This window comes from Candidatus Ornithobacterium hominis, from assembly GCF_900538215.1.
In the GTDB taxonomy this organism is placed as follows: domain Bacteria; phylum Bacteroidota; class Bacteroidia; order Flavobacteriales; family Weeksellaceae; genus Ornithobacterium; species Ornithobacterium hominis.
The window spans coordinates 269,564-282,653 of record NZ_UNSD01000008.1; the positions used below are offsets into that span (position 1 = coordinate 269,564).

Below are 13,090 nucleotides of genomic sequence, written 5' to 3' on the forward strand. Positions count from 1 at the left end.
TTATTTTTTTAGAAAAAAGTTAGATTTTCTAACTCCCAACCTTTCCGTAATTCTGATAATCAGATAAGTAGAATATGATTTTTTTATTCCCTTTCTGGTACGGGTAAAATAATTCATAGTTACCATTGTAAGAGCTATATCTGATTCCAAAGTTGTTGCCATCAAACACGCTATGGAGATATTTTCGCTCATCTTCTGTCGTTTTTCTAATGTAATCTACCTTTCGCAAAACACTGTCTTTAGGCAAGTAATAATAATCTTTTTTAAACCCCAAAAAAACAGGCGAATCATCAATACTATCTTTTACGATAACGGCAATACTGGGGAAGTTCTTATCTGTAGCAGAAAGTAACTCCAAATTTTTTTTAGTTTTTTGAATATAATTCTCATCAAATTGATAATTAAGAAGTTGATCACTTATATTTTCATTCAGCTTCACCACAGAATCAGCCGATTGTATCAACATATTTTTTTTCCTTACTGAAGTAAAATAATCCCCGCTGAAAAGCAAAATAGTAATGAGCGGGAAAATAGCTAGTAAAGTCCAAATAATTTTTTTATTAACAAAATTTTGTTCAACATCGGCATTATGCTTCTGTGCAATGCGAGTCATATTAAACATGATATTGATGATTAACGCACCGAGCATCAACGCCAAAATCCCTAAAATGCTCAAATAGAACGTGCTAGTCAGATTTTCTCTAAAAACCTTTAGCCCAAAAATTTCTATTAATATAAAGGTAAAAACCCAATAAACAAGCAAAATTATAGAAATGCTACCAATGAGATTACTTAATTTGACCAAAAACTTATTATTCATCTGAGATTAAAAATTTTAAAAAATATTACAAATTTACAATTAATTTTTTTTAAGGCTTTAAAAAATCTTCATCATTTCTGACCTTCTCAAAAATAAATTTGCATAAAACAAAAGCATAAAATAACCTCGAAGAGAGTTAGCAAAGAATATACATTTTCAATCTTATTAACAAAATATATAAAAATTTAACAAATTGAGTTTGCGAGTTTCAAAATAAAATGTAAACAAACTAATTGATATAAAAAATTCGCTCCCGTAGGGAGCGAATTCTGAAACCGTACAAGGAAATCCTGCGCGGTCTTTTTGTTTTCACTAGTGTGAATGTAAATAATTTCTTCAAAAAAAGAACTTCTAAAAGTTTCAGCTCTTTCTAAACGAAGAACAAATGTAATAAAAAAAGCAAAAACTCCAAATTATGACATAATAAAAAAATAAAAATATTAACAAAAAAATTAAATAAGGATGAAGAAATTACTATTTTCTCTAGTCATATCTGAGTCAATAGATTTAAATTCAGCCAAAATAACTAAACTAATCAATTCAATATCTGATAGTTTTGGGGTAATTGGTTTAAAATGAAAATTTTCTTTCTCTGAAATCGTGCGTAATTCTTTTAAAATTAATTGATAACTTGTCTCGAGGTTGAAAAATATATGAATAAGATTGAAAAAAATAATTTCTATTTATACATCATTCTTTTCAAGTTAAAATGCAACTACTATAAGCATTATATTGATGTTCTCGCCTAGGCTTTCTTGCAACGTCACACAACTATTTTGAGCATTCAACTTATTGAATACTAGAGGTTTGATTGTTTTTAAAGGCTATTTATTTCTTCTTTCTTCTATTTTATTAATAAGCAAATGCCATTTAAAATAATTTTAAACCTTTACGGTATCCATTTTTTTTCAAAATTGGGTTTTCTCTTTTCTAAAAAAGCATCTCTTCCCTCTTTAGCTTCATCCGTCATATAGGCTAAACGTGTCGCTTCACCAGCAAAAACTTGTTGCCCTACCATACCGTCATCGGTTAGATTCATGGCGAATTTTAGCATTTTGATAGAAATAGGCGATTTTTTCAAAATTTCTTGTGCCCATTCATAGGCCGTTTCTTCCAGTTTATCATGCTCTACCACAGCGTTGACCATTCCCATTTCAAATGCCTCTTGTGCAGAATAATTTCGCCCTAAAAAGAATATTTCTCTAGCTTTTTTCTGCCCCACCATTTTAGCTAAATAAGCAGACCCATAGCCCCCATCAAAACTAGTTACATCTGCATCAGTTTGTTTAAAAATCGCATGTTCTTTACTCGCCAAAGTCATGTCGCAAACCACGTGCAAACTATGTCCTCCACCCACAGCCCAGCCATTAACAACTGCAATCACTGCCTTGGGCATAAAGCGGATTAGGCGTTGAACTTCTAGAATATTTAAACGATGATACCCATCTTCACCCACATAGCCTTCTCTCCCTCTAGCAGATTGGTCTCCACCACTACAAAAAGCCCATTTTCCATCTTTGGGTGACGGGCCTTCTGAACTTAACAGAATAACTCCGATTCTAGTATCTTCTTGTGCATCTTGAAAAGCTTGTAGTAGTTCTGAGGTAGTCTTAGGACGGAACGCATTCCGCACCGCTGGACGATTGAAAGCAATTCTAGCTACTCCGTTGCATTTTTTGTATGTAATATCTGTGAAATTGAATTTATCAACGATTTTCCAATTCATAGTAATATGATTTTTTTTAAGCCTTTAAAAATAATAAAAAAGAAATCAATTTTACCTGAGGTGCATTATAAAAAAGTTGCTCAAAATACTAAAATTTAGCGCATCAAACTGAATGTCAAAATAATATGATGATGAGCAACTTTGAGGTTAGCTATAAAATAATTTGAATAAATTGCAAAAATATCAAGTCTAGATTTCTATTGTCTCACCTTTACGATGTTAAAAGCTTAACTTCCAGCGCTGATAATTGCTTTAAAATCTTCGGCGTTAAGTGAGGCACCTCCTACCAATCCCCCATCGATATCGGGTTGACTAAATAAGTCTTCGGCGTTACTAGGTTTCACGCTTCCACCGTACAAAATTCGGATTTCATCAGCAATGGCTTGGGTATATTTCTCTGCCAATAAATCTCTGATGGCTTTATGCATTTCTTGTGCTTGCTCAGGGCTTGCAGTTTCACCTGTACCTATTGCCCAAACGGGTTCGTAAGCAATTATTATATTTTTAGCTCCATCAGTATCTACTTTTGCCAAAGCAGCAATCAGTTGTTCAGACACGACTTTTTGCTGATTTCCTGATTTTCTTTCCTCTAAAACTTCCCCGCAGCAGATGATAGGTGTAATTCCTTCATTTAAAGCGCGGTCTACCTTTTTACCAATCATTTCGTTGGTCTCGCCAAACAAAGAGCGACGCTCAGAATGCCCTATAATTACGATTTCTACATTGATGGATTTTAAAATTCCTGTTGAAATTTCTCCTGTGTAAGCGCCATCTTCATATTCAGATAGATTCTGTGCCGCAATTTTTGCTTTACTTTGGAAAATATCTGTAGCCTTATCCAAGTAAGGTGCTGGCGGTGCCACAATCACTTCGCAAGTCTCATGTGCAGTTACATAGTTATTGATATTCAATAATAAATTTTTAGCTTCTTCCCAGGTTTTGTTCATTTTCCAATTCCCAGCTACAATTTTTTTTCTCATTGTTATTTAATTATAATTTAAGCCCACTATCTTCTTCCTTTAGCATGCGGTCTTTTTCTCTATAAGTGAATTTTGGGTCAACTACTTTTTTACGTTTTTTCTGAGCATATCCCATAATTCCACCCAAAAAAAGTCCTATGCCACCAGCCAAAAGCGTTGCAATATAAAATTCTTTGTATGTATAATCTGGCTCTTGCAAGATAAAAAGGAATAGCCCAATAACGGTAAGCATCAAGCCAACGATGGTTGAATAGGTCATTTTTTTAGTTTTTGTAAATTTAATAAATAAGGCTTAAAAAATAAATATATTTTAAGAGCTCATCCAAATTTTAACGATTTTTTTTCATTTAACAAGAACTCACAGCTTTCTTTTTTTATTTTTTTTGAAACTTAATAGCAAGTATTCGATTTTTTCTTTTTAATTTATCTCGAATAAATTTTTCAAATTCAAATAGAAAAACTTTTTTAATAATCTTCTTGAAAAATTAAACAAGCTTTACGTAAAATTACGCTGACGGATACATTCGTAGAGTAAAGCTCCGCAAGCTACCGAAACATTGAGCGAATCCATATCGCTGAGAATGGGCAAATGTACTACTTCATCTGATTTTTTGATGAGTTCTGGTGTAATTCCTTCACCTTCGTTACCCATGAGAAGCGCAAGCGGTCTCCCCAAATCAGTCTGATAAATATTTTTTTCACTCTTTTCGCTTGAGGCAATCACCTGAATACCTGATAGTTGCAGAAATTCAATAGTTTTAGCTAAATTTTTCTCTCGACAAACTGGGATTTTAAATAAGGCTCCAGCTGAAGTCTTCACCGCATCTTCGTTGATAGCTGCTGCTCCCTTCTCAGGAATAATGATAGCATCTACGCCACAGCACTGCGCTGTGCGGGCAATGGCACCAAAGTTTCTGACGTCGCTTACACGGTCAAGAATTAAAAAAAGTGGATTCTTACCTTGCTCGTAAATACTAGGCAAAACATTTTCGATAGAATAAAAATCAATCGGGGAAAGAAACGCAATCACACCTTGGTGATTTCCACTCATCAATCTATTCAATTTCTGAACAGGAACATATTGTGTCGGGATGTTTAAGTCTCTAGCTTTTTTTAGCAGGACTTGTGCCGAATCACCTTTCAAGCCCTTCTGTACCATCATTTTATCTATTGTCTTCCCACTTTCTATCGCTTCAGAAACGGGATTAATTCCGTATATTTTATTTCCTTTCATCGTTTAAATTAATTTTTTTTGGGTTTTTAAAAGCTTCAAAAATTTGAATACTTTCCACAGCTTCTCTCACATCATGCACGCGCAAAATATGAGCTCCGCCGAGTAAGGTCAGCATATGTAAGGCTGTAGTGCCGTTGAGTGCATTTTCAGGATTAACTTTTAGCAATCGGCACAGCATTGATTTCCTGGATATACCGACTAAAATTGGAAATTTTTCAAAGCCTAAAAATTTTTGATTTTGTAATAATTCATAATTATGGTTCAAATTTTTGCCAAACCCATAGCCTGGGTCTAGGATGATATCATTTACCCCTATTTTTTTTAAGGCTTGAATTTTTTGAGCAAAAAACTGATTAATTTCTATCGTAATGTTCTCGTATTGAGGATTTTTTTGCATATCAGTGGGTGTGCCTTGCATATGCATCAGAATGTAAGGAACCTTTAATTCTCCCACGGTTTCAAACATTTTTTCATCAATAGAGCCAGCAGAAATATCATTGATAATCGCTGCCCCTGCCGCTATGCTTTCTCGAGCGACTTTTGACCAAAAGGTATCTACCGAAATTATAATTTGAGGAAATTCTTGCAAAATGGCTTCCAATGTCGGCATCATTCGCTGAAGTTCTTCCTCTTCTTCCAAAAAATCTGCCCCGGGACGGCTTGACTGCGCTCCGATGTCGATAATGTTGGCTCCTTCGTTTAGGTATTCTTCTGTTTTTTTTAAGGCTTTAGAAATATTATTGTTTCTCCCGCCATCAAAAAATGAATCGGGCGTGAGATTGAGAATCGCCATGACTTTTGGTTTTTCTAAATCTAATAATTGACCTTTGCAGTTAATTGTCATAAATTGTTTAGTTTAAACAGAAGGTTTATTTTTGTTGTTGACAGACTTTAAAGTTACGAAAATATGGAAAAAACAATAAATGAATACAAAAATGTGGTAAAAGAATGCCGCTCGTTGTTTGAGGATAAATTAAAAGATTATGGTGCTTCTTGGCGGATTTTACGAGCATCTTCTGTTACCGATCAGATTTACATTAAAATTAATCGACTAAGAACGCTGCAGGAGACAAACGAACGCCGTGTGGATGAGGATGATAAAAGCGAATTTACTGCGATTTTTAACTATTCAATGATTGCTTTAATTCAGCTAAACCAAGGTTTTGCAAATCAGATTGATATCAATCATCAAGAAGCGATGGATTTGTATGATGAATTTACAAAAGAAGCTTTTGAATTGATGCAGGCTAAAAATCATGATTATGGAGAAGTTTGGCGAGATATGCGAATTTCTTCCATTACTGATTTGATTATGCAAAAATTGTATCGTATCAAAAAAATTGAAGATAATGCTGGGCAAACCATTATTTCTGAAGGATTATCAGCAAATTTTATTGATATGGCAAATTATGCTGTTTTTAGTTTAATCCTTTTAGAAGAAAATTCCAATTCATGAAATTTTTAGTCAGTTTAATTCGAGTATTTGTCGGTATATTTTTCATTATTTCTGGCCTAGTCAAAGTGGTAGACCCAAGAGGTTTTTCTTATAAATTAGAAGAATATTTTGCCCCAGATGTGCTAGATTTAGCTTTTTTGATTGATTATGCCTTGCCTTTAGCTACATTTTTTGTGATTTTTGAAATTATTTTAGGATTTCTGCTTTTGATGGGGTTGTGGCGGAAGTTTACACTTTATTCGCTTTTATTCGTTATTGTATTTTTCACATTTTTAACTTTTTATTCAGCTTATTTCAATAAGGTGACGGATTGCGGTTGCTTTGGTGATGCACTCAAATTCACTCCATGGCAATCTTTTGGTAAAGACATAATTTTACTCATCGGTATTTTATTTTTATTTTGGAAGAGAAAATACATTTATTGTTGGATTTCAAAACCTTACGCTTATACATTCTTAAGTTTAAGTTTACTATTCTCTATTTTTTTAGCTTATCGTGGCATTTGGCATTTACCGATCAAAGATTTCAGAGCCTATGCGGTTGGGAAAAATATTGTGGAAGGCATGAAGTCTGCTAAAGAATTGGGGCTTCCTCAAACGAAGTTCAAAACACAATATACGCTGAGAAATACGCTAAATGATAAAATATTGAAAATCAGTGAAGAAGAATACATGGGGGATTCAAAATATTGGGGAGACCAGTCTATTTATGAATTTATAGGAACTGAGGATGAGGTGATTCAAAAAGGTTATGAACCGCCTATTCACGATTTTGTGATTTATTGTAATAATGAAGACCAAACGCAAAAAATTCTGAATGAAGAAAAAGTTATACTGGTCATAACTCCTTTTCCGTTAGAGGTAAATGAAGAAGCGCGAAATGCTGTGACTACTTGGCTGAATGTGGCTGTGAATAAAAAAATTCCACAAATTCATTTGTCAACAAATGAAAATCCGACTTTTGGTTTGCCACCGTGTTTAGTTGATGGCATTACGCTTAAAACGATGATACGAGCAAACCCTGGCGTTATGATTTTGGAGAAAGGTATTATTAAAAATAAATTTCATTGGCGTGATTTGCCTTCTCAACTTTAAAATTAATTTAAATTGTGTTTAAATATATTTTAAAAAAAATTAGTTACAGTTTCATCACTTTTCTAGGCGTAGTGACGGTTGTTTTTTTACTGTTTAATGTAATGCAAGGCGACCCAGCACGAATGATGCTTGACCAAAATGAAGACCCAAAACAATTGGCAAAAATCAGGCATCAGTTGGGGCTAGATCAAAATCTTTTGGTTCAGTATTTATATTACCTCAACGACTTGTCACCCATTAGCTTTCATGCAACTGATGATGAAAGCTACACGCATTGGGATGATAAAAAATTTAATGGATTTCAAGTTATTCAGACAAAAAAGGGAAGTCTTGCACTCAAAACACCCTATTTAAGAGAAAGTTACCAACAGAATGGCACCAAAGTCAGTGATATTATAGCTCAGACGCTACCCAATACTTTAATTTTAGCCATATCATCGATTTTGATTGCCTTTATTTTTGGTATTTTCTTGGGAATTATTTCCGCCTTGAAAAAAAATTCATGGGTAGATAAAACTCTCTTAGTCACTACTTCAGTGGGTATGAGTTTGCCGTCTTTTTTTACTGCAATTTTGGTTGCTTGGCTTTTTGCATTTATTTTGCATCGCTACACAGGATTAAATATGACGGGAAGTTTGTATGAAGTTGATGACTACGGGACGGGAAAATATTTAAGCTTTAAAAATCTGATTTTACCAGCTCTAACTTTGGGCATTCGTCCGCTAGCGGTGATTACACAATTAACTCGAAATTCACTGCTAGACGTATTGAATCAAGATTACATTCGCACAGCCTACGCTAAAGGGTTAAACCAAAAACAAATCATTTGGCGACACGCTTTGCGTAATGCTCTAAATCCTGTAATTACTGCGGCATCGGGGTGGTTTGCAGGAATGCTCGCAGGGGCTGTTTTCGTTGAATTCATTTTTGGCTGGAACGGCTTAGGGAAAGAAATCGTAAAAGCGCTCAATACCTTAGACCAGCCAGTCATTATGGGTGCTGTTTTGGTGATTGCGGTTGCCTTTATTTTCATCAATATTTTGGTAGATATTATTTATGGATTTTTAGACCCTCGCGTGAGAAGTCAATAATTTTTTTTAAGGCTTAAAAAATTTCAATAAAAAAAACCTCTTTGTTTTAATTTCAAGAGGTTTTTTCTAAAGCTTATTTTTTTTGATTTAACCAGTGTAGCGTTCAATACATTCTTCTAGAATTTCTTCAGCTTCTTTTCGGCTTCCCCAGCCTTTCACATCTACTTTTTTCTTCTCCAAATCTTTGTAAACTTGGAAAAAATGTTCAATTTCACTCTTCAAATGTGGGTTGATATCGTCTAAATCTTCCATAATATTCCAAATGGGATCTTTGATGGGAACACAAATTAATTTTTCATCAGGACCTTTTTCATCTTCCATATGGAAAACGCCAATGGTTTTCACTTCAATCAAACATCCTGGGAAAGTGGGGGCCGTCACCAATACTAGTACGTCTAGCGGGTCTTCATCTTGTGCCAGAGTATTGGGTACAAAGCCGTAGTCGGCAGGGTAGTGCATAGAGGAAAAAATTGTCCTATCCAAGCGAATTCGCCCCGATTCTTTATCCATCTCATATTTATTTCTACTTCCCTTCGGGATTTCAATGATAACATCAAATACTTTCATAAATTTTCTTTAAATCTAGGCAAAAGTAATTATTTATTAACTTTTTCACTATTTTTCTGTCACAAAATCATTAATTTCTTTAGAAATTTTCTTTGCTCTTTGTAGGAGCATCAGATGTGTTCCTTTTGGAATGAATTGAGCTTTCTTAATTTTTTTTGAAGGGAAAACAATATCTCTCGTGCCATGCAAGCGCAGTATTTCCCCCTCAAAAGTACTTTTCTTTTCCCACCGTGTAATGTTTTTAACCGACCACTTCAGGTATGAATGGCTTGTGTGTGTGAAGTAGCGACTCAGCTGGGGTAAATGCGGGTCATATAGTTTTCTGAAAAAAGTATACGAAAGAACTTTATGGTTGGTAAAAAAGGAATAGGGTAGCCAGCGATGAGCTTTTGTTTTCCTTCCCCAGCGCATAAAGTTTGGCTTTTCATTCTCATGTACAATTGTCGAAATCAGAATTAATTTATTGGGTTTTAGGAATTCACAAATTTCTTGTGCAATGATTCCTCCGAATGAATAGCCCATCAAAATAAAATCTTTTTTAGCATCTATTGGTGCGGCCATTCGCCGAGCGTAATCCTCTATGCTTTCTGATTTTAGTGGTTCTAGCCACGGTAATTCCACCAGTTTCACGTCAGGATTTAATTCTAAAAACTCAAAAGATTTGATGTCTGCCCCTAAGCCACTGATTGTATAAATTTTCATACCCTCTCTAGTATTTGAACTTCTACCACTCCATTATTATCTATATATGCTAGGTTTACATCCATTTTTTGATTGATTAATTTTTCATCAAAATTAGTTTGGACGCGCACATAATTTTCTGTATAGCCTTCTATTTTTCCATTCTTATTCTCAGATTCCCACAATACAACATGCTCAGTACCCAGTTGGCTACGATAAAATTCCATTTTCTTTTTTTCGCTGAGAATTCTAAGCATTTTATTTCGCTTTTTTCTTAATTTTATTGGCACTGGATTTTCCATGGTAGCAGCGGGCGTGTCATCTCTTTCTGAGTACGTAAATACGTGAAAATAACTCACAGGTAACTCGTTTAGAAAATGATACGTCTCCATAAAGTTTTCCTCAGTTTCACCTGGGAAACCGACAATCACATCTACACCAATGCAGGCATCAGGCATTATTTCTTTGATTTTTGCCACACGCTCTCTGTACAAAGCCGTCAAATATCGGCGTTTCATTTTCTTGAGTAATTCATCACACCCAGACTGCAACGGCACGTGAAAATGTGGAACAAATCTTTGGCTATTGAGCGTATATTCTATCAATTCATTTTTCAGCAAATTCGGTTCGATTGAGCTGATGCGCAGACGCTCTACTTTTGTCTCTTTGTCTAGTCTTTCAACCAGTTCAAGGAAGGTATTATCATGTTTTTTATTACCAAATTCACCCTTGCCATAGTCACCAATGTTTACCCCAGTCAGCACAATTTCTTTAATGCCTTGCGATGCGATTTCATCGGCTTTTTGTAAAATATTTTCTATACTATCTGATCTTGAAATCCCCCGTGCCAGCGGAATAGTACAATACGTACATTTATAGTCACATCCATCTTGAACTTTGAGAAAAGCGCGCGTTCTATCTCCTATTGAATAAGCACTTTCGTAGAAATCAGCCTCTTCTATCTCGCATGAATGAACCACGGCCTCTTCTGATTTTTTCAAAGCCTTTAAAAAATGAGCTATATTAAATTTTTCTTTAGCCCCCAAGACTAAATCAACGCCATCTAAAGCAGCGATTTCATGCGGTTTTAGCTGAGCGTAGCATCCTACCACGACAATGAACCCATCGGGATTAGTTTGGCGTGCTTTTTTCACAATCTGGCGGCATTCTTTATCGGCATTATTCGTTACCGAACAAGTATTGATGACATAAACATCAGATTTATCATCAAAATTTACTTCATGGTAGCCATTTTCCTTTAAATTACGGGCGATGGTAGAGGTTTCAGAAAAATTTAATTTACAGCCCAGCGTATAAAACGCAACTGATTTTAAATTATTTTCAACAGCATTTATTTCAAACATTTTACAAAATTACAATCAATTTTAGAGCTTATTTAAATTTTAACGAAAAATTTTTTAAGCCTTAAAAAATTTTGAGTATGAAATGAAAATTACCCTTAATTTTAAATCATTAAATTCTAAATGCTTATAAAAAATACTTATAAAATTAACATTATGATTACCGATTAAAATTCAGTACTTTTGCAGGCTCATAAATAAATATGCGTACAAAATCAGTCGGGAAAAAGAAAATTAACATCGTTACCTTAGGGTGTTCTAAAAACATTTATGACAGTGAAGTTTTGATGGGGCAACTGAAAGCCAATGGCAAAGAGGTGGCTCATGAGAAAAAGGGGGAGATTGTGGTGATTAATACCTGTGGTTTCATTGAAAATGCAAAAGAAGAATCCATCAATACCATTCTTAATTTCGTAGAGCAAAAAGAAAGAGGCTTGGTGGAAAAGGTTTTCGTAACAGGTTGTTTATCTGAACGTTATAAGCCTGAATTGGAAAAAGAAATTCCAAATGTGAATCAATATTTCGGTACACGAGACTTGCCTTTGCTACTAAAGGCACTTGGTGCAGATTATAAACATGAATTGGTGGGCGAACGATTAACTACAACTCCCCGCCACTATGCTTATCTGAAGATTGCTGAGGGTTGCGATCGCCCGTGTTCGTTTTGTGCAATTCCTTTGATGCGTGGAGCTCATCGCTCAACGCCTGTAGAAGATTTAGTGAAAGAAGCAGAAAAATTAGCAGCAAAAGGGACAAAAGAGTTAATTTTAATCGCTCAAGATTTAACTTATTATGGATTAGACATTTATGGTAAAAGAGCTTTAGCTGATTTATTGAAAGCTTTGGTGCAAGTGAATGGCATTGAGTGGATTCGCTTGCATTACGCGTTCCCAACTGGCTTCCCTGAAGATGTTTTGGACGTCATCAAAAACGAACCTAAAGTTTGTAATTATATTGACATCCCGTTGCAGCATATTTCTACTAAGATTTTAAAATCCATGCGGCGCGGAACAACCAAGGAAAAAACCAATGCTTTGCTGGAACAGTTTAGAGAAAAAGTTCCGAATATGGCGATTCGTACCACTTTGATTTGTGGCTACCCAGGTGAAACCGAAGAGGATTTTCAAGAATTAAAAGAATGGGTAAAGCTGCAACGATTTGACCGCTTGGGGTGTTTTACCTACAGTCATGAGGAAAACACGCATGCTTTTCATCTCTGCGATGATATTCCGCAGGAAGTAAAAGAAAGGAGAGTGGAAGAAATTATGGAAATTCAATCACAAATTTCTTATGAGCTGAATCAAGCAAAAATCGGCTCAAAAATGAAAGTCCTGATTGATAGAAAAGAAGGCGACTATTTTGTTGGCCGAACGGAATTTGACTCGCCCGATGTAGATAATGAAGTTCTGATTCCAGCTCAAGAGGTTTATTTATCACCTGGGGAATTTGTAGAAGTTGAAATCGAGGAAGCTTCTGAGTTTGATTTGATTGGGAAAATGATTCCATAAATTTTTTAAGCCTTAAAAAAAAATGCTGAAAAACGTTATCTTAAAAACTGCTCTAGGATTGTATTTCTTTTGTATGATTTTGTTTTTTTTGGTACAATTATTCTTTAGAGATGAACAAATTTTTCACTTTAGTGAATTTCAATATCTTTTAGCAACAAGTATTAGCAATGCATTCATTATCACCACGGTATTTGCTTTGACGGCAGCTTACAATTTGATTTATTGGGGTAAAAGGAAGACTTTGAATTTTTTTCAAACTTTCAAATTAACTTTTAGCCCAGGAGCGATTGCTGGTCTGTTGGCATTAGCCAGTATTTTCTATCTTTTTTATTCGGTAGATGCATCAGGAATTCAAGCCTTGCTACAGCAGTATTTAGACTATAGCCTGCTGCAAGCACAAAAAGAAGGAAATTTAGAAGAAGTAAAGCCCATCATCAATTCTACAGCGGTGAGAGAAACAAATTTGCTCAATATTCGTACATTTACGTTGATGAGTTTAGGTGTTTTATTTTTTAATTTTTCACTTGGCATTATGTTTTCGTTTTTATGGAAAGTCAAAACTTCAAAATAAA

Annotated in this window: 14 protein-coding genes and 1 pseudogene; 5 read left to right on the forward strand and 10 right to left on the reverse strand. The window is 34.8% G+C overall.

Annotated features, from left to right (window positions below; genetic code table 11):
• Positions 1–28: 28 nt before the first annotated feature.
• From D5J18_RS08000 to folP, 7 genes and pseudogenes are all read right to left on the reverse strand, one after another.
• Entirely contained in the window at positions 29–820 is a 792-nt protein-coding gene (locus D5J18_RS08000; RefSeq protein ID WP_119058475.1) for a peptidase, read from the reverse strand.
• A gap of 491 nt (positions 821–1,311) precedes the next feature.
• Positions 1,312–1,473, reverse strand: a pseudogene (locus D5J18_RS08980) (IS982 family transposase); the annotation flags it as partial.
• A gap of 236 nt (positions 1,474–1,709) precedes the next feature.
• Complete coding sequence (locus D5J18_RS08010) at positions 1,710–2,546, reverse strand: 1,4-dihydroxy-2-naphthoyl-CoA synthase (protein ID WP_119058476.1); 837 nt, start codon at positions 2,544–2,546, stop codon at positions 1,710–1,712.
• A gap of 227 nt (positions 2,547–2,773) precedes the next feature.
• On the reverse strand, positions 2,774–3,526 hold the full coding sequence (gene tpiA, locus D5J18_RS08015) for a triose-phosphate isomerase (protein WP_119058477.1): 753 nt from the start codon (positions 3,524–3,526) through the stop codon (positions 2,774–2,776).
• 10 nt (positions 3,527–3,536) lie between these two features.
• Entirely contained in the window at positions 3,537–3,785 is a 249-nt protein-coding gene (locus tag D5J18_RS08020) for a hypothetical protein (RefSeq protein ID WP_119058478.1), read from the reverse strand.
• A gap of 237 nt (positions 3,786–4,022) precedes the next feature.
• Complete coding sequence (gene rlmB / locus D5J18_RS08025) at positions 4,023–4,760, reverse strand: 23S rRNA (guanosine(2251)-2'-O)-methyltransferase RlmB (protein WP_119058479.1); 738 nt, start codon at positions 4,758–4,760, stop codon at positions 4,023–4,025.
• The gene (folP, locus tag D5J18_RS08030; RefSeq protein WP_119058480.1) at positions 4,747–5,604 is read right to left on the reverse strand and encodes a dihydropteroate synthase; all 858 of its coding nucleotides are present in this window, start codon (positions 5,602–5,604) and stop codon (positions 4,747–4,749) included. Before folP ends, rlmB begins: the two co-directional genes overlap by 14 nt.
• Before the next feature lie 63 nt (positions 5,605–5,667).
• Here folP and D5J18_RS08035 point away from each other — a divergent pair, with 63 nt between their 5' ends.
• From D5J18_RS08035 to D5J18_RS08045, 3 genes are read left to right on the forward strand one after another with little or no spacing between them, the layout of a single operon-like run.
• Positions 5,668–6,216 (forward strand): DUF1599 domain-containing protein, encoded by a 549-nt coding sequence (locus D5J18_RS08035; protein WP_119058481.1) that lies wholly within the window; start codon positions 5,668–5,670, stop codon positions 6,214–6,216.
• Complete coding sequence (locus D5J18_RS08040) at positions 6,213–7,310, forward strand: BT_3928 family protein (RefSeq protein WP_119058482.1); 1,098 nt, start codon at positions 6,213–6,215, stop codon at positions 7,308–7,310. The genes D5J18_RS08035 and D5J18_RS08040 overlap by 4 nt, the downstream gene beginning before the upstream one ends.
• Positions 7,311–7,324: 14 nt before the next feature.
• Complete coding sequence (locus D5J18_RS08045) at positions 7,325–8,401, forward strand: ABC transporter permease (RefSeq protein ID WP_119058483.1); 1,077 nt, start codon at positions 7,325–7,327, stop codon at positions 8,399–8,401.
• Between the two features lie 87 nt (positions 8,402–8,488).
• On the opposite strand, the gene D5J18_RS08050 is transcribed toward D5J18_RS08045, so the two are convergent.
• Genes D5J18_RS08050 through mtaB form a run of 3 tightly spaced genes read right to left on the reverse strand, consistent with a single transcriptional unit; the run spans position 8,489 to position 11,013 of the window.
• The gene (locus D5J18_RS08050; RefSeq protein WP_119058484.1) at positions 8,489–8,968 is read right to left on the reverse strand and encodes an inorganic diphosphatase; all 480 of its coding nucleotides are present in this window, start codon (positions 8,966–8,968) and stop codon (positions 8,489–8,491) included.
• 48 nt (positions 8,969–9,016) lie between these two features.
• Positions 9,017–9,670 carry an alpha/beta fold hydrolase gene (locus D5J18_RS08055; RefSeq protein ID WP_119058485.1) on the reverse strand — a complete coding sequence of 218 codons (654 nt, stop codon included), beginning with the start codon at positions 9,668–9,670 and terminating at the stop codon, positions 9,017–9,019.
• Entirely contained in the window at positions 9,667–11,013 is a 1,347-nt protein-coding gene (gene mtaB, locus D5J18_RS08060) for a tRNA (N(6)-L-threonylcarbamoyladenosine(37)-C(2))-methylthiotransferase MtaB (RefSeq protein ID WP_119058486.1), read from the reverse strand. The genes D5J18_RS08055 and mtaB overlap by 4 nt, the downstream gene beginning before the upstream one ends.
• 200 nt (positions 11,014–11,213) lie before the next feature.
• Between mtaB and rimO the strand changes: the two genes are divergently transcribed.
• Together rimO and D5J18_RS08070 are read left to right on the forward strand one after the other, a co-directional pair.
• A complete protein-coding gene (gene rimO, locus D5J18_RS08065; RefSeq protein ID WP_119058487.1) occupies positions 11,214–12,518 on the forward strand; it encodes a 30S ribosomal protein S12 methylthiotransferase RimO in 1,305 nt (434 codons plus the stop codon).
• A gap of 22 nt (positions 12,519–12,540) precedes the next feature.
• The gene (locus tag D5J18_RS08070) at positions 12,541–13,089 is read left to right on the forward strand and encodes a DUF4199 family protein (RefSeq protein WP_119058488.1); all 549 of its coding nucleotides are present in this window, start codon (positions 12,541–12,543) and stop codon (positions 13,087–13,089) included.
• The last annotated feature ends 1 nt before the right edge of the window (position 13,090 follow it).